This window comes from Pseudomonas serbiensis, assembly GCF_030580745.1.
Classification (GTDB): Bacteria; Pseudomonadota; Gammaproteobacteria; order Pseudomonadales; family Pseudomonadaceae; genus Aquipseudomonas; species Aquipseudomonas serbiensis.
In genome coordinates, this window is record NZ_JAUQOO010000003.1 from 71,087 (window position 1) to 93,436 (window position 22,350).

Here is a 22,350-nt window from a genome sequence, read left to right on the forward strand (position 1 = left end):
CCCCCGGTACAATCGCCGCCCCTGTCGCAACGCCTGGAGTCCGACCTTCCGTGCCCGTTCTGCGTCTACCGCTTCTTCCTGCCGCCGCAGGCAAACAACACTGGGGCAACCTTCCCGGTGCCGCACTGAGCCTGGCTATTGCCGAGGCCGCCAGCGCCGCCAAGCGCTTCACCCTGCTTCTGACCGCCGACAGCCAGAGCGCCGAGCGGCTGGAACAGGAGCTGAGGTTCTTCGCTCCGACGCTGCCGGTCCTGCACTTTCCGGACTGGGAAACCCTGCCCTACGATCTGTTCTCGCCGCACCAGGACATCATTTCCCAGCGCATCTCCAGCCTCTATAGCCTGCCGGAACTGGATCATGGTGTATTGGTAGTCCCTATCACCACGGCCCTACATCGACTGGCACCGACCCGCTTCCTGCTGGGCAGCAGCCTGGTGCTGGATGTCGGTCAGAAGCTTGATGTCGAGGCCATGCGCACGCGCCTGGAAGCCAGCGGTTATCGCTACGTCGACACGGTGTATGAGCATGGCGAGTTCACGGTGCGCGGTGCGCTGATCGATCTGTTCCCGATGGGCAGCAAGGTGCCGTACCGAATCGACCTGTTCGACGACGAAATCGAAACCCTGCGCACCTTCGACCCGGACACCCAGCGCTCCATAGACAAGGTCGATTCGGTACGCCTGCTGCCGGCCCGCGAATTTCCGCTACAGAAAGAAGAAGTCACACGCTTCAAGGCCCGCTTCCGCGAGCGCTTCGATGTGGACTTCCGGCGCAGCACGATCTTCCAGGACCTGAGCAGCGGTATCACGCCAGCCGGTATCGAGTACTACATTCCGCTGTTCTTCGAAGAAACGTCGACCCTGTTCGATTACCTGCCTCAGGACACACAAGTGTTCTCGCTACCCGGCATCGAACAGGCCGCCGAGAATTTCTGGAACGATGTGCGCAACCGCTATGAAGAGCGCCGCATCGACCCGGATCGCCCGCTGCTGCCGCCTGCCGAGCTGTTCCTGCCGGTGGAAGACTGTTTTTCACGCCTCAAAAGCTGGCCGCGAGTCGTTGCCAGCCAGCAGGATGTCGAGCCCGGCGTCGGTCGCGAACGCTTCCCGGCCCAGGGCCTGCCGGATCTGGCCATCGAAGCCAAGGCCAGCCAGCCGCTTGCCGCGCTGTCGACCTTTCTCGACGAGTTCCCCGGCCGCGTACTGTTCACTGCCGAATCCGCAGGACGCCGCGAGGTGCTGCTGGAGCTGCTGGATCGCCTGAAACTAAGGCCCAGGACTGTCGATAACTGGCTGGACTTCGTCAACGGCAAGGACCGGCTGGCAATCACCATTGCACCTCTGGACGAAGGCCTGCTGCTTGAGCAGCCGGCACTGGCACTGGTCGCTGAAAGCCCGTTGTTCGGGCAGCGGGTCATGCAGCGTCGACGTCGCGAAAAGCGCAACGACGGCGGCAACAACGATGCAGTGATCAAGAACCTGACCGAGTTGCGCGAAGGCGCGCCGGTGGTGCATATCGATCACGGCGTTGGTCGCTATCTTGGCCTGGCGACGCTGGAAGTCGAAAACCAGGTTGCCGAGTTCCTGATGCTGGCCTATGCCGAAGACGCCAAGCTTTACGTTCCGGTCGCCAACCTGCACCTGATTGCCCGCTACACCGGCAGCGACGACGACAACGCGCCGCTGCACCGCCTGGGCTCGGAAACCTGGCAGAAAGCCAAGCGCAAGGCCGCCGAACAAGTACGCGACGTTGCTGCTGAACTGCTGGATATCTACGCACGCCGGGCCGCCCGCGAAGGCTATGCCTTCCAGGACCCGAAGGCCGATTACGCCACCTTCAGCGCCGGGTTCCCGTTCGAGGAAACGCCGGACCAGCAAACCACCATCGAAGCCGTACGCGCCGACATGCTGGCGCCCAAGCCCATGGACCGGCTGGTCTGTGGCGATGTGGGTTTCGGCAAGACCGAAGTCGCGATGCGCGCCGCGTTCATTGCCGTACACGGCGGACGTCAGGTGGCAATTCTGGTGCCTACCACCCTGCTCGCCCAGCAACACTACAACAGCTTCCGTGACCGCTTTGCAGACTGGCCGGTCCGGGTCGAGGTCATGAGCCGTTTCAAGTCCGCCAAGGAAGTGAGCGCTGCCGTGGCCGATCTGGCCGAAGGCAAGATCGACATCGTCATCGGCACCCACAAGCTGTTGCAGGACGATGTGAAAATCAAGAATCTGGGGCTGGTGATCATTGACGAAGAGCACCGTTTCGGAGTTCGCCAGAAGGAACAGCTCAAGGCCCTGCGCAGTGAGGTCGACATCCTGACCCTGACCGCAACACCGATCCCGCGGACCTTGAACATGGCGGTGTCGGGCATGCGCGACCTGTCGATCATCGCCACACCACCTGCCCGCAGGCTTTCGGTGCGCACTTTCGTCATGGAGCAGAACAAGCCGACCATCAAGGAAGCACTGTTGCGCGAGTTGCTGCGCGGCGGTCAGGTCTATTACCTGCACAACGACGTCAAGACCATCGAAAAATGCGCCGCCGACCTGGCTGAACTGGTCCCCGAGGCACGCATCGGCATCGGCCACGGCCAGATGCGCGAACGCGAACTCGAACAGGTGATGAGCGACTTCTATCACAAGCGCTTCAACGTACTGATCGCCTCGACCATCATCGAGACCGGCATCGACGTGCCAAGCGCCAATACCATCATCATCGAGCGCGCCGACAAGTTCGGCCTGGCTCAGTTGCACCAGTTGCGTGGCCGGGTCGGGCGCAGCCACCACCAGGCCTACGCCTACCTGCTGACACCGCCACGCAAGCAGATCACGCCGGATGCGGAAAAGCGCCTGGAAGCCATCGCCAACACCCAGGACCTGGGCGCAGGCTTTGTACTGGCCACCAACGACCTGGAAATCCGTGGTGCCGGCGAACTGCTGGGCGACGGCCAGAGCGGCCAGATCCAGGCCGTCGGTTTCACGCTGTACATGGAAATGCTCGAACGCGCCGTCAAGTCGATCCGCAAGGGCGAACAGCCGAACCTCGACCAGCCTCTGGGTGGCGGTCCGGAAATCAACCTGCGGGTCCCGGCATTGATTCCAGAGTCCTATCTGCCGGACGTGCATACCCGGCTGATTCTCTACAAGCGCATTGCCAATGCCGCCGACGAGGATGGTCTCAAGGATCTGCAAGTGGAGATGATCGACCGCTTCGGCTTGCTGCCCGAACCCACCAAGAGCCTGATACGCATCACGCTGCTCAAGCTGCATGCCGAGCAGCTGGGCATCCGCAAGATCGATGCCGGGCCTCAGGGTGGACGTCTGGAATTCGCAGCCGATACACCGGTTGACCCGCTGACACTGATCAAACTGATCCAGAGCCAGCCCAACCGCTACAAATTCGAAGGTGCCACACTCTTCAAATTCATGGTCCCCATGGAGCGTCCCGAAGAGCGCTTCAATACGATCGAAGCGCTGCTTGAGCGCCTGACCCCGAAAACTGCTTGAAGGATTCATCCATGCGTCTGTTTCGTTCATTGATCCTGCTACTGACGCTTGTCGCCCCGACAGCCTTTGCCGACAGCCTGTATCAGGTGGAAATGATCCTGTTTCGCCAGCTCGGCGAGCCTGCCGCAACATTGCAGTTCGCCCCCGAAGACTGGAGCGCCGGAGCCAGCCGGATCGACTCCAGCAACCAGCGCAGCCCTGCATTGAACGATATGGCCAAAAAACTCCAGGACAGCGGCACTTATCAAGTGCTGCTGCAGAAGGCCTGGCAACAGAGCATCGGCACCGAAAAAAGCAAAATGGCCGTTACCAACGGCCAGGAACAGCTCGGCCACTTCCCGATAGAGGGCACCGTCAGCCTGGCCATCGCACGCTTTACCGATATCTCTGCGGACTTCTGGATCAACCAGCTTGATCCCCATGGCATATTGATCAGCAGTGAGCGCATGAAACAGAGCGCCAGGGTCAAGAACGGCGAGCTGATCTATCTGGATAACAGCAATCTGGCCCTGCTGATAAAAGTTTCTCCCCTTTGAGCATTCAGGAGCGCGACTGCGCTCCCTTTCTTTTGAGCATCGCTACGGCGTAGGGCTTTTTAAAACTGTGTCGTCCATTCTCGAAAAAGTCCTTGCCTCTGCATGGACACAGCTATTCAAACCCCAGACTCTTGAGCGGGGGTACGGCTACGCCCTGCAAAAACGCATCGCACTCGAAGAGTCCAGCCCGCAGATCATTCGTACCACCTGCCGGGGCTCAGGGTTCGAGCTCTACACCCAGACCCTGCTGTTCAAGGACCCGGATCGCTACAAGAATTTCCTGGTCTGCAAATGCACCTGCCCTGTACACAATGACTGCAAGCACTGCGTAGCAGCCATGCACTTCCTGCAGGACCCGGCAAACAAGCCTGCCATTGCAGCCGCCATGGCCTCGCATACTCCAGAGGTCGTCGAGCCCAAGGCCACTCTGCCCGAACGCCTGATCGACGATATGAAACCCGTACCACGCCTGATTCTGGCCAGTGTCGAGTTCAGCGCCTATGAACCGCGCAACGGGCGCATGCAGCGTCATATCCAGCATCGGGCAGCGCTGGCCTTCGCCTATGGCAAGCACTATGCCGTTGGCACGACCAACGTCAGCATTCTGGTCAGCTCCCTGGGCAGCGATCTGGTCAACCAGAAGAGCGACATCATCGAGCACACCGAAACCGAAACCCTGCGCATACGCCGCCAGGGCGAGCAGGAGCGGCAATATCGCCAGCAACTGAACGACATCGGTTTCAAGGTCGCCACCCGGCAAAGCAAGGCCCTGCCCGACAGCGCCGGCGACATGTATGAACTGCCCACCGACAAGGCGTGGCTGCATTTTGTGCTGGACGATCTGCCAAGGCTGCGCGAGCAAGGCTGGGAAATCGAGATACGCGATGACTTCGGCTTCGATGTCACCCCCGTGGATGACTGGTATGCGGTCATCGATGAAGAAACCGAACGCGACTGGTTCGATCTGGAACTGGGCATCATCGTCAACGGCGAGCGCCTGAGCCTGCTGCCGATTCTGATCAACCTGCTGCGCAGCCACCCGGAACTGATGAGCCCTTCGGCCGTTGCCAAGCGCGGCGATGAAGAGCAATTGCTGGTCCAGCTCAACCACTTCACCCAGAGTGGCGGCGGGCCGGTGCAGGTTGCACTGCCCTATGGCCGCCTCAAGCCAGTGCTGGCAACCCTCGGTGATTTCTACTGGCGCGAGGAAGACAGCAACACCCTGCGCATGAGCCGGGCCGATGCTGCGCGCCTGACCGAACTCGATGATATGCCGCTGGTCTGGCAAGGCGGCGACCGGCTGCGACAGTTCGCCGAACGACTGGTGAATATCAAGGATGCGCCGGTCAGCCTGCCCGAAGGCCTGAACGCCACGCTACGCCCTTACCAACTGGAAGGCCTGAGCTGGATGCAGTCCTTGCGCGAGCTGGAAGTCGGCGGTGTTCTGGCCGATGACATGGGCCTGGGCAAGACCCTGCAAACCCTGACGCATCTGTTGATGGAGAAGCAGGCCGGGCGCCTGGATCGCCCTGCCCTGGCCGTCATGCCCACCAGCCTGATCCCCAACTGGCTGGACGAAGCCGAAAACTTCACACCGCAACTCAAGGTCCTGGCCCTGTATGGCGCCAATCGTCATCAGGAAGCCAGCAACCTCCAGGACTACGACCTGATCCTGACCACCTACGCCCTGCTGCCACGAGATCTTGAACTGCTGGAGAAACTGCCGCTACACGTGCTGATTCTCGATGAAGCGCAATACATCAAGAACCCCAACAGCAAGGCAGCCCAGGCAGCCCGCAACCTCAATGCCCGCCAGCGCCTTTGCCTGAGTGGCACGCCGCTGGAAAACCACCTGGGCGAGCTGTGGTCGCTGTTCCACTTCCTGATGCCCGGCTGGCTGGGCAGCAGCAAGGAATTCAACAGCAACTACCGAACGGCCATCGAGAAACACGGCAATGTGGATCGGCTGCACCACCTCAACGCCCGCATCAAACCGTTCCTGCTGCGCCGCACCAAGGAACAGGTCGCGACCGAACTGCCCCCCAAGACCGAGATCATTCACTGGGTCGAACTCAATGACGCGCAACGCGACGTCTACGAGACCGTGCGCCTGGCCATGGACAAGAAGGTTCGCGACGAGATCACCCGCAAGGGCGTGGCCCGCAGCCAGATCATCATTCTTGAAGCCCTGCTCAAGCTGCGTCAGGTCTGCTGCGACCTGCGACTGGTCAACGACGACATGCCGGTCAACGCCAAACAAGGCAGCTCGGCCAAGCTGCAAAGCCTGATGGAGATGTTCGAGGAACTGCTGGCCGAGGGTCGCAAGATCCTGCTGTTCTCGCAGTTCACTTCGATGCTGACCCTGATCGAGCAAGAGCTTGAACAGCGCGGCATTCCCTACGCCCTGCTCACGGGCTCGACCCGCGACCGCCGCACACCGATCCACGACTTCCAGAACGGCAAGCTGCCGGTATTCCTGATCAGCCTGAAAGCAGGAGGCACCGGCTTGAACCTGACCGCTGCCGACACCGTGATTCACTATGATCCGTGGTGGAACCCGGCAGCCGAAAATCAGGCCACCGACCGCGCTTATCGCATCGGTCAGGACAAGCCGGTATTCGTCTACAAGATGATTGCCCGTGGCACCGTGGAAGAGAAGATCCAGCGCTTGCAGCAAGAGAAATCGGCACTGGCGGCAGGCGTTCTGGATGGCCGCTCGGCGGGTGACTGGAAGCTACGGGACGAAGACCTGCAAGCGCTGTTCGCACCGCTGCCGGCTGCGCCGAAGAAAGGCAGGAAATAAGGCTAGTGCCTATCAGCCAAGAGGCTGATTTCAAAAGCCAGGTGGCTCAAAACTCGTGGGAGGGGCCTTGGCCGCGACAGCTTCATCATCAACGCTGAAAATGTGTTGCCTGTAAGCTGGTCGTCGCGGCCAAGGCCCCTCCCACAAGTGATATGTACGCTACTGCGCCGAAAGCACCCGCGCCAGGGTCGCTTTCACTTTGCCCATGCCATCACGCAGCGCCTGCTCGATCTCGGCCATGGTGATGATTGCCGTGGACTTGCCCGCCGCCGGATTGACCACCAGCGCCAGACAGGCGTAATCCAGCTCCAGCTCGCGAGCCAGCGCTGCTTCGGGCATCCCGGTCATGCCGACGATGTCGCATCCGTCACGCTCAAGGCGAACGATCTCGGCCACCGTCTCCAGACGCGGCCCCTGGGTGCAGGCATACACACCACGATCACTGAACTCGCAACCCTCTGCCGCCAGAGCGGCAATCAGCCGGGCACGCAGCGCTTCGCTGTAGGGGTAGCTGAAGTCGATATGGGTGACCTGCTCCAGATCGTCGGCAAAGAAGGTGTGCTGACGACCACTGGTGTAATCCACCAGATCATGGGGCACGCAGAAATGGCCGGTACCCATGGCCGGATGAATACCGCCCACGGCGTTCACTGCCAGGATCGCCTGCGCACCAGCCTGCTTCAAGGCCCAGATATTGGCGCGGTAATTGACCTGATGCGGCGGCAGGCGATGAGGATGACCGTGGCGGGCCAGAAACATCACCTCGCGACCGGCATAGTCCCCGATCTGGATTTCGCCGGACGGCGCACCATAAGGCGTATTCATGGGCAGGGACTGGCGAATGTTCAGCCCTTCAAGCTGGGTCAGGCCTGTACCACCGATAATCGCGTAAACCGTCATTGCAAATCCTTAATCGATCAATTGTGCATTGCGCAGCGCTTGAAGCGCCGTCAGCCAACGCGGGTGCTGGCGATAATCCGTCGAGGCATGTGCCTGACCCCGCATGCGGGCAATGCGCGCAGAAGGCTTGACCTTCAGGCGTTGTGCCGCGCTCAAGGCCAGCTCGGCAGCAGCCCGGTCATTGCAGACCAGCCCCATGTCACAACCGGCCGTCAGAGCGGCCTCGATGCGACTGGCCGCATCGCCCACCACATGAGCACCCGCCATGGACAGGTCGTCACTGAAGATAACACCGTCAAATTGCAGTTCGCCGCGCAGGATCTCCTGCAACCAGCGACGGGAGAACCCGGCAGGCTGCGAATCGACCTGCGGGTAGATGACATGGGCAGGCATCACGGCGGCCAGTTGCTTGCTCAGGCGCGCAAAAGGCACGAGGTCCTTGCTGCGGATTTCGTCCAGGCTGCGCTCATCATTGGGGATTGCCACATGGGAATCGGCTTCCGCCCAGCCATGCCCGGGGAAATGCTTGCCGGTGGCCGCCATGCCGGCAGCCTGCATGCCACGGATAAAGGCACCGGCCAGCAAGGCCGCACGCTCGGGATCGCCTTCGAAGGAACGGGTTCCGACCACCGCGCTGCGCTGGAAATCGAGGTCCAGTACCGGCGCGAAACTCAGGTCCAGGCCGACAGCCAGCACCTCTGTCGCCATCAGCCAGCCACAGTGCTCAGCCAGCAACTCGGCATCGGGTTTATCGGCAATGGCGCGCATTGCAGGCAAACGCACGAAGCCTTGTCGCAGGCGTTGCACCCTGCCACCTTCCTGATCCACCGCCAGCAGCAGATCAGGGCGAACAGCGCGAATCGCCGCGCTCAACTCGCGTACCTGACGTGGATGCTCGATGTTACGGGCAAAGATAATCAAACCGCCCACTTCGGGCTGACGCAGAAACTGACGATCTTCGGCGGTCAACCAGGTACCGGCGACATCGACCATCAGGGAGCCTTGCAGGCCAGAACTCATAGAAAAACCCTTAACACACCATTGCCAATCAATCCGGGCATGGTGCTTGATCCTGGAGCCTCGCGCAATGCGAGCGCATCCAGGAATCGTCAGGCCTTGGCAGTTGCGGGGGCGCTTGAAGAGCTTTTGGTGCGCGGCTTGAGCTGCGCAGCGATCATTGCGGCATCCGTCACGCCGGTTTCCGCACGCATGCCGGCCGCCAGGAACGGCACCATCAGGCGCATGACCTGCTCGATGGACGTGTTGACGCCGAAATCGGTCTCGGCAATGGCGCGCAAGGCCTTGATACCGGACATGCTGAAGGCTGCGGCACCCAGCATGAAATGCACACGCCAGAACAGCTCGATAGGCGGAATACGCGGGGCAGCTTCATTGACCAGAGTCATGTAGCGGCGAAACACCTTGCCGTACATGTCTTCAAGATAGCGACGCAAATGGCCCTGGCTCTGGCTGAACGCAAGCCCCAGCAGGCGCATGAAGATCGACAGGTCATTGCCGCTGCGCGGCTGAACGACCAGAGCCTGCTCGACGAGCATTTCCAGCAGCTCTTCAAGGGTTGGCTTTTGCTCGGGCCTGGCCTGACGACGTTCCAGCTCGCGTTCGAGACTGATGCAGAACGGCCCCAGAAAACGCGAGAACACAGCCTGGATCAAGGCCTTCTTGGAGCCGAAGTGATAGTTCACTGCAGCCAGATTGACCGACGCCTTGCTGGTAATCAGACGCAAGGAGGTTTCAGCAAAGCCTTTTTCTGCGAACAATTGCTCGGCAGCATCAAGAATGCGTTCAACGGTTTCCGACTGGGCCATGGCTCTCTGCCTAACAAACGAACGTTTGAAACATACGTATCAGCCGGGCCTCTTGTCAAGCGCGGGCGTTCATATTGTGGCCGAACAGTCACGTATCGAGCTTCCAGGCGACGGGCTGTAACGACCGTCTGGCGACGAAAATGAAAAGGACGATTGCCAACACGCCTTCACTGTATATAATCCCAGTCACTGTATAAAAAGACAGAGCGCCTGCCATGATCAAACTGACGCCACGCCAAGCCGAGATTCTGGGCTTCATCAAACGCTGCCTCGAAGACAATGGCTACCCGCCTACCCGCGCCGAAATCGCTCAGGAGCTGGGTTTCAAATCTCCCAACGCGGCCGAAGAACACCTCAAGGCACTGGCCCGCAAGGGCGCCATTGAAATGACTCCGGGCGCGTCACGCGGCATCCGCATTCCGGGCTTTGAAGCCAAGCCCGACGAAAACAGCCTGCCCATCATCGGTCGCGTTGCTGCCGGCGCCCCGATCCTGGCCCAGCAACATATCGAAGAGTCCTGCAACATCAACCCGACCTTCTTCCACCCAAGTGCCGATTACCTGCTTCGGGTACACGGCATGAGCATGAAGGACATCGGCATTCTGGACGGCGACCTGCTGGCCGTGCATACCACTCGCGAGGCCCGCAACGGCCAGATCGTCGTGGCACGGATCGGCGACGAGGTCACGGTAAAACGCTTCAAACGTGAAGGCAGCAAGGTCTGGCTCATTGCTGAAAACCCGGAGTTCGCACCCATTGAGGTCGATCTCAAGGATCAGGAGCTGGTGATCGAAGGCCTGAGTGTCGGCGTCATTCGCCGCTAAGGAGACGTTATGCAGTTCCATCAAGCACCGCACACGCAATTACCACTGTTCGAGGCGTTCCTGGCCCAGCCACTCGCCCCGATGATTGCCGAAGATACCGAAAAGGCCTGGGGCAGCGAGCCAGAAGCCTTCAGTGAACTGACGTTGCGTGGTGCAGCCGGGAGCTGCCTCAGTCTGATGGCACCCATCCTTCGGGAACTGAGCCAGGACACCAACGACCGCTGGCTGACTCTGATTGCACCGCCCCCAAGCCTTACCCAGACATGGCTGAGGGATGCAGGGCTCAACAGAGAGCGAATCCTGCTATTGCAACCTCGGGGAAATCAAAGCGCACTGGAGTTGACTCGCGAAGCGCTCAGACTGGGACGCAGTCACACGGTAGTCAGCTGGATAAACCCGCTGGGCTCCGCTGCTCGTCAGCAACTGGTGAAAGCAGCGCGGATCGGGGATGCACAGAGTTTGAATATTCGACTGGGCTGATTGATTGCCCAGTCGTCAATGAAGGACCCGAGGCCCCGAGTCCTTCTCAAGCTCACCTTCAGCCAACCGTCCGGCCATCTGCACACCTACGCTCAGCATCGCCTTGGCAATCTCGACATGCTGACCCTGCATGAAAGACTTGGCATCCGCCGAGAAATCAAGGGTAACCAGCGCCCCTTCATCATCAGCACGACGCAACTCTATGCGGCCGTCAGGTAGTTCGACAATTTCAAGAAAAGAGGTAGGCATCAGGACAAATACTCCGCGAAAGGCCGACATTGTACCAGTCTGCCAGCTTGTAGATCATTGGTTTTAGCACTCGCTCAAGCCTTCACGAAAACGAATGGCCAGACTCTTTAGTTGTTGCCGCCAGCCTTCCAGTTCCTCACGACCCAACTCATATGCAGGCTCATCATCCAGATTTACCGCGACAATCATCGGCTGGGTCACGTCTCCCTTCGGGGCCTTGGGTGCGCGAGGCGGCTCGAACAAGGCGTTGTAGGCCGCAAGAAGCTGCGCCAGCCAGGTTTCCCGATGCCGCGCCAGCTCGACCAGTTCAGCCATCTCCGGGATCGCCACGGCATCCAGCACTTCCTGAGTCAGCAGCAGTTCGGCACGAGGCGCATTGGCCTGAGGCAAGCGGTAGAAACCGGCAATCTCATGACACAACCCCAGCAGCGCGCCATACAAATGAAACAGGACAGCTTCACGCTCGGCCTGAAGCAGCGCTTGGGCATTGATGGCCTGCCCTTTTTCAGCCTTGCCCAGCGCTTCAAGCGCAAGCCCGGCAAAGTAGATCTTCTGGTTGGTGCGGGTATAGAGCTCATGAGCCATGGCAGCATTCTCCATAACGGTCAGATAAAAAGAACATAGCCACAAGCGCCAAAGCTCCCGACAGGACAACCCCGCCAAGAGCCTCTCTGGACAACCTGTGCCCGACTGACGCCGGGCAACTTCGGTCAGCGCTTGTCTTCGACCTTCCAGACACCACCATCATAGAAAGCACGCCAGCCGGTCGGCTTGCCTTCCACTTCGGTCTGGACATATTGCTCTTTGGTTTTGCGGCTGTAACGGATTACCGCCGGACGGCCATCGGGGTCTTTCTTCGGCGCTTCGCAGAGGAAGTGATACTTGGGATCGATTTCATCCTTGTGCGGCACAATCTCAATGACCAACGGCGCACGGGTTTCGCGGTTCTTCGGGAACTGGCTTGCGGCCAGGAACAGGCCGGAAGCACCGTCGCGCAGGATGTAGGTGTCATCAACCTTGTCGCACTTGAGCTCAGGCATCTTCACCGGGTCCATCTTCGGTGGTGCGGCATCACCGCTCTTGAGCAGCTTGCGGGTGTTCTTGCACTCGGCATTGGTACAGCCGAAGAACTTGCCGAAACGCCCGGTCTTGAGCTGCATCTCACTGCCGCACTTGTCGCACTCAAGGCTCGGACCTTCGTAGCCCTTGATCCGGTAAGTACCCTCTTCGATCTCGTAACCCGAGCAATCCGGGTTGTTGCCGCAGATATGCAGCTTGTGTTTCTCATCCAGCAGATAGGCATCCATGGCCGTGCTGCAGACCGGGCAGCGATGCTTGCCACGCAATACGCGGGATTCGGACTCACCTTCGTCATCCTCGGCGATCTCGTCACCGGGCGTCAGGTTGACCGTTGCCTTGCAGCGCTCCTTCGGCGGCAGGCTGTAGCCCGAGCAACCGAGGAATACACCAGTCGACGCGGTACGGATCTGCATCGGGCGACCACACACCTTGCACGGAATGTCGGTCATTACCGGCTGGTTGGCGCGCATGCCGCTGTCGGGAGCCTCGGCCACTTCGAGCTTCTTGCGGAAGTCGCCGTAGAACTCGTCCAGCACGTTCTTCCAGTCACGCTGCCCCTGGGCCACATCGTCGAGGTTCTCTTCCATCCCGGCGGTAAAGCCGTAGTCCATCAGGTTGGAAAAGCTCTCGGACAGGCGACCGGTCACGATATCGCCCATTTTTTCCGAGTAGAAACGGCGATTATGCAATGCAACGTAGCCACGGTCCTGAATGGTCGAAATGATCGCCGCATAGGTCGAAGGACGACCGATACCGCGCTTTTCCATTTCCTTGACCAGGCTTGCTTCGGAGTAACGCGCTGGCGGCTTGGTGAAGTGCTGGCTCGGGTCCAGTGTCACCAGTTTCAGGGTTTCGCCCTGAGCCATGTCCGGCAACACGCCGTCATCGCCCGGTTTGGATATCTGCGGCAATACGCGGGTGTAACCGTCGAACTTCAGGATGCGGCCCTTGGCACGCAGCTCGAAATCACCGGCAGCAACGCTGACCGTGGTCGACAGGTACTGAGCCGGAGGCATCTGGCAGGCCACGAACTGGCGCCAGATCAACTCGTAAAGGCGCTCGGCATCACGCTCCATGCCTGTCAGCTTGCTTGGATGGGTATTGACGTCGGACGGACGAATCGCTTCGTGAGCCTCTTGTGCGCCTTCCTTGCTGCTGTAGACATTCGGGGATTCCGGCAGGTATTTCTTGCCGAACTCAGTCTCGATGTAGGTGCGCGCCATACTGACGGCATCGGCCGACAGGTTGGTGGAGTCGGTACGCATGTAGGTGATGTAGCCCGCTTCATACAAGCGCTGGGCCATCATCATGGTTTTCTTCACGCCAAAGCCCAGGCGGTTACTGGCAGCCTGCTGCAGAGTGGAGGTGATGAACGGTGCCGACGGCTTGCTGCTGGTCGGCTTGTCTTCGCGCTTGACGATGCTGTAGCTGGAAGCCTTGAGCTTTTCCAGAGCCGCCATGGCCTGGGCTTCGTTGAGCGGCTTGAAGGCCTCACCGTTTTCCCTGGCGACTTCAAAGCGCACATTGGCGCCCTTGGCAGTGCCCAGGTCGGCATGGATTTCCCAATACTCTTCAGGATTGAACGCGCGAATCTCACGCTCACGCTCAACCACCAGCTTCACGGCAACCGATTGCACACGACCGGCTGACAGGCCACGGGCAACCTTTTGCCAGAGCAGCGGCGACACCATGTAGCCCACGACGCGGTCGAGGAAGCGACGGGCCTGCTGGGCGTTCACACGGGCGATATCCAGCTCGCCTGGCTTTGAAAAGGCTTCCTGGATGGCTTTCTTGGTGATTTCGTTGAACACCACGCGCTTGAAGCGGCTGTCATCTCCACCGATGGCTTCGCGCAGGTGCCAGGCAATGGCTTCCCCTTCGCGGTCCAAGTCCGTTGCGAGATAGATGGTGTCGGCATCCTTGGCGAGCTTGCGCAGCTCTTCGATCACCTTTTCCTTGCCGGGAAGGATTTCGTATTTGGCCTTCCAGCCGTGTTCGGGGTCGACGCCCATGCGCGACACCAACTGGCGCCGGGCCTTCTCCTTGGGACTCAGTGCGGGCGCTTCGCTCGCAGTTGCCTTGCCACGCTTTGCGGCAGGTTCCTTGGCGGCACTAGCCGAACCGCTGGTGGGCAGGTCTCGGATATGGCCGATACTCGACTTCACCACGTACTGGTTGCCCAAATACTTGTTGATGGTCTTGGCCTTAGCCGGGGATTCCACGATGACCAGCGATTTGCCCATGGATCAGAAAATTCCTGAAAACTAGATGAAAGACGGAGTGCAGCTTATAAAGGCCACGCTATATATAGTGGCAACAGAGTGAGGTCAAGCACAGGCTGTTGTGCGATCCCGACTCACGGACGGGTAAAGAGACTTGGCTCGACCTGAACCAAAGCAAAGCGTGGCACTTGCTCGCCGTCAACCTCGACGGACTCCTGGAACATGCTCAAAGGACGTACCCACATCCCGAAATCACCGTAAAGAGCCTGATAGAACACCACTTCTTCCTCGGTCTCGGAATGCCGCGCAACGCTGAACACCCGGTACTCCGGGCCTTTGTAATGGCGGTAGAGCCCTGGCTGTAATTGCATGCTGTTGCCCTCGTGAAACATGACTGAAACAACGGGTAAAAAAATTGCTTTTTCCAAAATACAAAAGCCGGGGACCCGGCCCCGGCTCGCATCATTTCAAGGCCTGTTGACAACAACAGGCCCCGAAAAACTCAGATGCGTTCAAAAACAGTGGAAATGCCCTGCCCCAGACCAATGCACATGGTCGAGACACCGAGATTGCCGCCATTCTGCTTCATTACATTGAGCAAAGTACCCGAAATACGCGCACCGGAACATCCAAACGGATGGCCCAAGGCGATAGCACCGCCGTTCAGATTAACCTTCTCGTTCATCTTGTCGAGCACTTTCAAATCCTTGAGCACTGGCAAGGCCTGTGCAGCGAAGGCTTCATTGAGCTCGAAGAAGTCGATATCGGCAATGCTCAGACCTGCGCGCTTGAGGGCTTTCTGAGTTGCCGGCACAGGACCGTAACCCATGATTGCCGGGTCAACGCCCGCCACAGCCATGGAGCGGATCACTGCCATCGGCTGGATACCCAGGTCCTTGGCACGCTGGGCGGACATGACGATCATGCACGACGCACCATCGGTGATCTGCGATGACGTACCCGCCGTCACAGTACCGCCCTTGGGGTTGAATGCAGGCTTGAGCGCCGCAAGACTTTCAAGGGTGGTATCGGGACGGATGGTTTCGTCATAGTCGAAAACCTTGAGGAAACCGTCTTCGTCATAACCCTGCATCGGGATGATCTCGTCCTTGAACTTGCCCTCAAGCGTTGCCTTGTGGGCAAGCTGGTGGGAGCGCAGACCGAAGGCGTCCTGTTGCTCACGGGTAATGCCGTGCATCTTGCCGAGCATTTCGGCAGTCAGGCCCATCATGCCCGACGCCTTGGCGGCGTACAGGGACATGTGCGGGTTCGGGTCGACGCCATGCATCATCCCGACGTGGCCCATATGCTCGACACCACCGATCACGAATACATCGCCGTTGCCGGTCATGATTGCCTGTGCCGCGGTATGCAGCGCGCTCATGGACGAACCACACAGGCGGCTCACGGTCTGGGCCGCCGAGGTGTGCGGGATCTGGGTCAGCAACGACGCCATGCGCGCGATGTTCCAGCCTTGCTCCAGGGTCTGGTTGACGCAGCCCCAGATGACATCTTCCACCTCGGCCGGGTCGATCTTCGCGTTGCGCTCCAGCAGCTTGCTGATCAGGTGCGCCGACATGTCTTCAGCGCGGGTGTTGCGGTGCATGCCGCCCTTGGAGCGGCCCATCGGGGTGCGACCGAAGTCGACAATCACGACGTCTCTTGGATTCAAGCTCATACGTTCATTCCTCAGAAGGCGCTTAACCGAAGAAGCTCTGGCCTTTACTGGCCATTTCACGCAGCTTCGCGGTCGGTTGATACAAGGCACCCAGCTCGGCATATTGGTCAGCGAGGGCAACGAATTGGGCGACGCCGATGGAGTCGATGTAACGCAGCGCACCACCACGGAACGGAGGGAAACCGATGCCGTAGATCAAGCCCATGTCGGCTTCAGCGGCGGTTTCAACGATGCCGTCTTCCAGGCAGCGCACGGTTTCCATGCACAGCGGGATCATCATCCAGTTGATGATGTCTTCATCGCTCACTTCACGCTGCTCGTAGACAATCGGCTTGAGAACGTCCAGTACGGCAGGATCGCTGACCTTTTTAGGCTTGCCCTTCTTGTCTGTCTCGTAGGCATAGAAGCCCTTGCCGTTCTTCTGGCCAAGGCGCCTGGCCTCATACAGCACATCCACGGCAGAACGACGGTCGTCCTTCATGCGATCCGGGAAACCTTCGGCCATGACGTCACGACCATGGTGACCGGTGTCGATACCGACCACGTCCATCAGGTACGCAGGCCCCATGGGCCAACCGAACTTCTCCATGACCTTGTCGATGCGTACGAAGTCCACACCGGCGCTGATCAGCTTGGCGAAACCACCGAAGTACGGGAACAGGACACGGTTGACCAGGAAGCCCGGGCAGTCGTTGACCACAATCGGGTTCTTGCCCATTTTCTTGGCGTAGGCAACGGTGGTTGCCACAGCTTCCTCGCTGGACTTCTCGCCCCGGATGACTTCGACCAGCGGCATCATGTGTACCGGGTTGAAGAAGTGCATACCGACGAAGTTTTCCGGACGCTTGAGGGCCTGAGCCAGCAAGCTGATGGAAATGGTCGAGGTGTTGGAGGCCAGAATGGTGTTTTCAGCCACATTGGCTTCAACTTCAGCCAGCACGGCCTGCTTGACCTTGGGATTCTCGACCACGGCTTCGACCACCAGATCGACGTTGCCGAAATCGCCATAGGACAGGGTCGGGCGAATCGCATTGAGGGCTTCAGCCATCTTGGCAGGTGTCAGACGGCCTTTGTCGACACGGCCGCCCAGCAGCTTGGAAGCTTCATTGAGGCCCAACTGGATGGCTTCTTCGCGGATATCCTTCATCAGGATCGGCGTGCCTTTCACCGCCGACTGATAAGCGATACCGCCGCCCATGATCCCGGCGCCCAGTACGGCCGCCTGTTTCACGTCCTTGGCGAGCGCATCGTAAGCCTTGGATTTCTTTTTCAGTTCCTGATCGTTCAGGAACAGGCCGATCAGACTCTGCGCGGCAGAAGTCTTGGCCATTTTCACGAAACCGGCAGCTTCGACTTCCAGAGCCTTGTCGCGACCGAAGTTGGCGGCTTTCTGGATGGTCTTGATGGCTTCTACGGGAGCCGGATAATTCGGTCCGGCTTGACCTGCGACAAAACCCTTGGCTGTTTCGAATGCCATCATCTGTTCAATGGCATTGAGCTTGAGCTTGTCCAGCTTTGGCTGACGCTTGGCCTTGTAATCGAACTCGCCGCTGATGGCACGCTTGATCAGGTCCAGGGCTGCAGCCTGAAGTTTTTCAGGGATGACCACGGCATCGACAGCGCCGACCTTGAGCGCGTCGTCAGCAGTGTTTTCCTTGCCGGAGGCGATCCATTCGATGGCGTTGTCGGCCCCGATGATGCGCGGCAGACGAACCGTGCCGCCAAATCCGGGGTATATGCCCAGCTTGACCTCTGGCAGACCAATCTTCGCCGTGCTGGCGATGACACGGTAATCCGCTGCCAGACACATCTCCAGGCCACCGCCCAGTGCGATGCCATTGATGGCAACCACCGTAGGAACGCCCAGGTCCTCGAAGTCACTGAAGATCTTGTTGGCCTCAAGGTTGCCGGCAACCAGCTCGCTTTCCGGCAGCTTGAAGTTGTCAACGAACTCGGTGATGTCGGCGCCGACAATGAACACGTCCTTGCCGCTGGTGACAATCACACCTTTGACAGAAGCGTCGGCCTTGAGGACATCCACCACCTGACGCAGCTCGTTCAGGGTCAGGCGATTGAACTTGTTGACGGACTCACCCTTGAGGTCGAATTTCAACTCGACGATGCCACTTTCAAGAGCCTTAACCGTGATGGCTTTACCTTCGTAAATCATCAACTGATCTCCACAATAGGGAAGCTGAACAATACTCGCCGAACGTTAACGTTCGACGAGACTACGACGTCGCCGTCGATGAACACGCCAAATCAAGCACACCCGCCGACGTGGTAGTCAGAGTTCTGTCAGAGCCGTCTGACGACCAAACGATCAATTCATACGCCCGTTTGATTTGGGTATGCACACCATCAGGCAAAACCCGATAATTGTCAATTCGACGAAACATCAATAAAAACGGCGGATTGGCCAGATTGCAGACCGGATCGTCACCCAGGCCCCAAGTTTGATTTGGGCCCATTCAAAAAAGTGATAATGCAAAGCTCGCAGCAAAGCCCGCATGGCCTTTTTTGCACCGTTGATGCTCACAGACGAAAAAGACTCAGGAAAAACGCGACAAAACAGAGCGGAAGGTCTACAGTCAGCGCACTGCATGAGAAGCCGTTCATCGCGAAATGAACCGCATACGAGCAGATCGGTGATCTACGGCATTGCACCGTAGCACCCAGAATTATCGGCCTGCCTGGCCAACCCCCAGCCCGATGCTGTTATCGGGCTTTTTAATGCCTGCAAATCAATCGTTTCTCAGGCCAGCGCCTTGAGAACGGCATCAATTTTCAGCAAGACCTGCGGCTCTCCCCTCTCCCCCCAGTACAGCGCAATCATCTGCCCGTCAGCCTCCACCTTGAACACGTCCGCCGGCAACGTATTGAAATGATTTAGCAGCCCGGCGTCCTCACAGGGCTCGCGCCAGCGATTGAGCCAGACACCCGGTTCGCTCTGCCAGTAGGCCCAACATGCCATCTGCGCTCCCGAACGAGGCCGGTGATATTGAGCGCAAGGGCTTGGCGGCTCCTTGGCAAGCCAGTGCGGCCATTCCTGAGGTGCCAATTGCATGGCCATCCCCAGACGCCGGGCCTCCAGGCGCAAAGCCATTCTGCCGCTCTGCTGACGTGAGGGCCGCAGCCATACGAGCGGGCTCAACATCACACAAATGATTGACAGAACCACCAAGGTCGTCATATTTCTTGTCCCCGCCCAATCAGGCTCAGTACGAAAAGTCGCCGCATCCGGAAATACCCGGCATCAAATGCGCGTCGAAAAGGAGATCACCCGAAAGAACCGCAGAGCGGATAGCGCCCTTGCTCGCCAGCTTTCGCATCACTAGGTTCTGTACGAAAAGTCGGCGAGCGAAGGTCAGGCAAGGCAAAAACAGGCAAGGAAGCGGAGTTTACGTGTTGTAAATGAGCATTCCGAGCCTGTTTTTAACGCAGCATCACCGAGCACAGCCACTTTTCGTACAAAGCCTAAAAACAATCACAAGAACAATGGCTTGCAAAAGGGTCTGCCCATAAGCGTGCGAAGAAGCCATACTCACCATTATCGCAATCCTCTCGGAGGACCTCCTCATGTCGTATCAACACATCCTGGTTGCCATTGACCTCACTGAAGAGTGCGATCCAGTCATTCGTCGCGCCCGTGTACTGGCCCAGGCCAGCGACGCAACCCTGTCAATGGTGCATATTGTCGAACCCATGGCGATGGCCTTCGGGGGCGACGTTCCGATGGATCTGTCGCAACTGCAACAGCAGCAGTTCGATCAAGCCAAGGAAAAGCTGGAAAAACTGAAGGAAAAGTACCCGGACATCAAGGCAGGCGAAAGCCATCTGGTTTACGGACAGCCTCGTCAGGAAATCCATCAACTGGCCAAGAACCAGAAGTGCGACCTGATCGTCGTTGGCAGCCATGGCCGCCACGGCCTGGCGCTGCTACTGGGCTCGACCGCCAATGACGTCCTGCATGGCGCACCTTGCGATGTGCTGGCTGTTCGCCTGAAGAAGCCTGAGTAAACATATTTGCCAGCGAAAAGCCCGGGCATCTGTCCCGGGCTTTTTTGCATCACACTACCGGCGTAGGAGCGAATTCATTCGCGAAAGGCCGATACATCCGAAAAACGTATCGCCCTCAATGACGTCTCGCGAATAAATTCGCTCCTACCGGGTTCGGCTCACTCGTCCAGTTCGGCCCAGCGCTCCAGCAAGGCATCGAGCTGCGCCTGCATGCTCTCGACCTGCGCCAGCACGGCAGTGGTCTGCTCGGAAGAGCTCTGATAGAAACCCGGCTCGGCCATTTCTGCAGTCAGAGCGGCAATCGCCCCTTCCACTTCATCGATCTGCCCCGGCAAGGCTTCCAGCTCACGTTGCTGCTTGTAGCTGAGCTTCTTTTTGGCAACAGGCATTTCCTGGGCCGCTACAGGCGCAGCCTGCACCACGGCAGTGTTCAGCTCGGCCTTGCCTGACTTGGTGTCGGTGACACCCAGCAAGCGCGGCGAACCGCCCTGACGCAACCAGTCCTGATAGCCGCCGATGTACTCACGAACCTTGCCCTCACCCTCGAAGACCAGAGTACTGGTGACCACGTTGTCCAGAAATGCCCGGTCGTGGCTGACCATCAGCACCGTGCCCTTGAAGGTCAGCAGCACTTCTTCGAGCAGCTCCAGGGTTTCCACGTCCAGGTCGTTGGTCGGTTCGTCGAGCACCAGCAGGTTGGCTGGCTTGCTGAACAGCTTGGCCAGCAACAGACGGGCACGCTCGCCACCGGACAACGCCTTGACCGGCGTACGCGCACGCTGCGGGCTGAACAGGAAATCGCCCAGGTAGCTCAGGACGTGACGGCTCTGACCATCGATATCGATGAAGTCACGGCCTTCGGCCACGTTATCGATAACGGTCTTTTCCAGGTCGAGCTGGTGACGCAACTGGTCGAAGTAGGCAACGTCCAGGCGAGTGCCGACTTCCACCTTGCCTTCGGTAGGCTGCAGGTTGTCCAGCATCAGCTTGAGCAATGTGGTCTTGCCGGTACCGTTGGCACCCAGCAGGCCGATACGATCCTCGCGCTGCAGGACCATGGAGAAATCCTTGATCAGCGTCGGGCCACCCGGATGCGCGAAGCTGACGTTTTCCAGCACCATCACCTGCTTGCCGGATTTCTCGGCAGTATCGAGCTGGATATTGGCCTTGCCGGTGCGCTCACGACGCTCGCTACGTTCGACGCGCAAGGCCTTGAGGGCGCGCACGCGACCTTCGTTACGGGTGCGACGGGCCTTGATCCCCTGACGAATCCAGACTTCTTCCTGGGCCAGACGCTTGTCGAACAGCGCATTGGCCGTTTCTTCGGCAGCCAGCGCGGCTTCCTTGTGAACCAGGAAGCTGGCGTAGTCGCCATTCCAGTCGATCAGGCCACCACGGTCGAGCTCCAGAATACGGGTCGCCAGGTTTTGCAGGAATGCCCGGTCGTGGGTGATGAACAACACAGCACCCTGGAAATCCTTGAGGGCTTCTTCCAGCCAGGCGATTGCGCCGATATCCAGGTGGTTGGTCGGTTCGTCGAGCAGCAGCAGATCCGGCTCGGAAACCAGCGCCTGGGCCAGCAGCACACGACGACGCCAGCCACCGGACAACTCGGCCAGGGTCTTGTCGGCGGGCAGTTGCAGACGGCTCAAGGTACTGTCGACCAGTTGCTGCAGGCGCCAGCCGTCACGGGCTTCGAGTTCCTGCTGGACATGCATGAGCTTGTTGAGGTCGTCCTCGGTCACGCAGTTCTGGGCAAGGTGGTGGTATTGGGCGAGCAAGGCACCCACGCCATCCAGACCTTCGGCAACCACGTCGAAGACCGTCCGGTCATCGGCCACGGGCAATTCCTGTGGCAACTCGCCGATCTTGAGGCCAGGCGCACGCCAGACAGCGCCGTCATCGGGCTTCTGCACGCCCTTGACCAGCTTCAACATGCTGGATTTGCCTGTACCGTTACGGCCGATGATGCACACCCGCTCACCACGGGCGATCTGCCAGGACACCTTGTCCAACAACGGCATGGCGCCGAAAGCAAGGGACACATCGCTGAATTTGAGCAGGGTCATGATCTTCTCCAAAAACCGGGCGCGCATTCTACCTGAGATAACCGACAGATGTCGGCATTCATGCCACCCTGCACCGGGCAACCCGCAAAGTCCTTATAACATCTGGTTTCATTCGCATTCATTACAGCCTTCGGCAATGCTTTCACCCGAGGCTGGCAAA

Annotated in this window: 17 protein-coding genes; 6 read left to right on the forward strand and 11 right to left on the reverse strand. The window is 59.1% G+C overall.

All coding sequences use genetic code 11. The features are described 5' to 3' along the window. Positions 1-50: 50 nt before the first annotated feature. The 3 genes from mfd to Q6A51_RS05235 all read left to right on the forward strand — a co-directional run bounded on the left by mfd (position 51) and on the right by Q6A51_RS05235 (position 6,842). A complete protein-coding gene (gene mfd, locus Q6A51_RS05225) occupies positions 51-3,503 on the forward strand; it encodes a transcription-repair coupling factor (RefSeq protein WP_304574267.1) in 3,453 nt (1,150 codons plus the stop codon). 11 nt (positions 3,504-3,514) lie between these two features. Then, positions 3,515-4,039, forward strand: a complete 525-nt coding sequence (locus Q6A51_RS05230; protein WP_304574268.1) for a CsiV family protein — start codon at positions 3,515-3,517, stop codon at positions 4,037-4,039. 67 nt (positions 4,040-4,106) lie between these two features. Beyond that, complete coding sequence (locus Q6A51_RS05235; RefSeq protein ID WP_304574269.1) at positions 4,107-6,842, forward strand: DEAD/DEAH box helicase; 2,736 nt, start codon at positions 4,107-4,109, stop codon at positions 6,840-6,842. A 159-nt stretch (positions 6,843-7,001) separates the two neighbouring features. Here the strand turns inward: Q6A51_RS05235 and Q6A51_RS05240 are convergent, their stop codons facing one another. The 3 genes from Q6A51_RS05240 to psrA form a co-directional block, all read right to left on the reverse strand. Continuing rightward, on the reverse strand, positions 7,002-7,742 hold the full coding sequence (locus Q6A51_RS05240) for an S-methyl-5'-thioinosine phosphorylase (protein ID WP_201002733.1): 741 nt from the start codon (positions 7,740-7,742) through the stop codon (positions 7,002-7,004). Between the two features lie 9 nt (positions 7,743-7,751). After that, on the reverse strand, positions 7,752-8,750 hold the full coding sequence (nagZ, locus tag Q6A51_RS05245) for a beta-N-acetylhexosaminidase (protein ID WP_201002893.1): 999 nt from the start codon (positions 8,748-8,750) through the stop codon (positions 7,752-7,754). Positions 8,751-8,851: 101 nt separating this feature from the next. Further along, a complete protein-coding gene (gene psrA, locus Q6A51_RS05250) occupies positions 8,852-9,568 on the reverse strand; it encodes a transcriptional regulator PsrA (RefSeq protein ID WP_201002735.1) in 717 nt (238 codons plus the stop codon). A 215-nt stretch (positions 9,569-9,783) separates the two neighbouring features. On the opposite strand from psrA, the gene lexA reads away from it, so the two are divergent. Beyond that, positions 9,784-10,392, forward strand: coding sequence for a transcriptional repressor LexA (gene lexA, locus Q6A51_RS05255; RefSeq protein ID WP_025260736.1), 609 nt, complete (start codon positions 9,784-9,786; stop codon positions 10,390-10,392). Between the two features lie 9 nt (positions 10,393-10,401). Further along, positions 10,402-10,872, forward strand: coding sequence for an SOS-induced cell division inhibitor SulA (sulA, locus tag Q6A51_RS05260; protein ID WP_201002737.1), 471 nt, complete (start codon positions 10,402-10,404; stop codon positions 10,870-10,872). A gap of 15 nt (positions 10,873-10,887) precedes the next feature. Here the strand turns inward: sulA and Q6A51_RS05265 are convergent, their stop codons facing one another. The 7 genes from Q6A51_RS05265 to Q6A51_RS05295 all read right to left on the reverse strand — a co-directional run bounded on the left by Q6A51_RS05265 (position 10,888) and on the right by Q6A51_RS05295 (position 19,294). After that, positions 10,888-11,121 carry a hypothetical protein gene (locus Q6A51_RS05265; protein WP_025260738.1) on the reverse strand — a complete coding sequence of 78 codons (234 nt, stop codon included), beginning with the start codon at positions 11,119-11,121 and terminating at the stop codon, positions 10,888-10,890. Between the two features lie 63 nt (positions 11,122-11,184). Then, entirely contained in the window at positions 11,185-11,706 is a 522-nt protein-coding gene (locus tag Q6A51_RS05270; protein ID WP_201002739.1) for a DUF6586 family protein, read from the reverse strand. Between the two features lie 125 nt (positions 11,707-11,831). Then, complete coding sequence (topA, locus tag Q6A51_RS05275; protein ID WP_201002741.1) at positions 11,832-14,444, reverse strand: type I DNA topoisomerase; 2,613 nt, start codon at positions 14,442-14,444, stop codon at positions 11,832-11,834. A gap of 113 nt (positions 14,445-14,557) precedes the next feature. Then, positions 14,558-14,794, reverse strand: a complete 237-nt coding sequence (locus Q6A51_RS05280) for a DUF1653 domain-containing protein (RefSeq protein ID WP_201018564.1) — start codon at positions 14,792-14,794, stop codon at positions 14,558-14,560. Between the two features lie 131 nt (positions 14,795-14,925). Next, positions 14,926-16,101 carry an acetyl-CoA C-acyltransferase FadA gene (gene fadA, locus Q6A51_RS05285; RefSeq protein WP_201002745.1) on the reverse strand — a complete coding sequence of 392 codons (1,176 nt, stop codon included), beginning with the start codon at positions 16,099-16,101 and terminating at the stop codon, positions 14,926-14,928. Positions 16,102-16,123: 22 nt separating this feature from the next. Then, the gene (fadB, locus tag Q6A51_RS05290; RefSeq protein WP_201018563.1) at positions 16,124-18,271 is read right to left on the reverse strand and encodes a fatty acid oxidation complex subunit alpha FadB; all 2,148 of its coding nucleotides are present in this window, start codon (positions 18,269-18,271) and stop codon (positions 16,124-16,126) included. Positions 18,272-18,856: 585 nt separating this feature from the next. Next, positions 18,857-19,294 (reverse strand): hypothetical protein, encoded by a 438-nt coding sequence (locus Q6A51_RS05295; protein WP_201018562.1) that lies wholly within the window; start codon positions 19,292-19,294, stop codon positions 18,857-18,859. A gap of 386 nt (positions 19,295-19,680) precedes the next feature. On the opposite strand from Q6A51_RS05295, the gene Q6A51_RS05300 reads away from it, so the two are divergent. After that, positions 19,681-20,121 (forward strand): universal stress protein, encoded by a 441-nt coding sequence (locus Q6A51_RS05300; RefSeq protein ID WP_201002751.1) that lies wholly within the window; start codon positions 19,681-19,683, stop codon positions 20,119-20,121. A 158-nt stretch (positions 20,122-20,279) separates the two neighbouring features. On the opposite strand, the gene Q6A51_RS05305 is transcribed toward Q6A51_RS05300, so the two are convergent. After that, positions 20,280-22,190, reverse strand: a complete 1,911-nt coding sequence (locus tag Q6A51_RS05305; RefSeq protein WP_304574270.1) for an ATP-binding cassette domain-containing protein — start codon at positions 22,188-22,190, stop codon at positions 20,280-20,282. Positions 22,191-22,350: the final 160 nt, after the last annotated feature.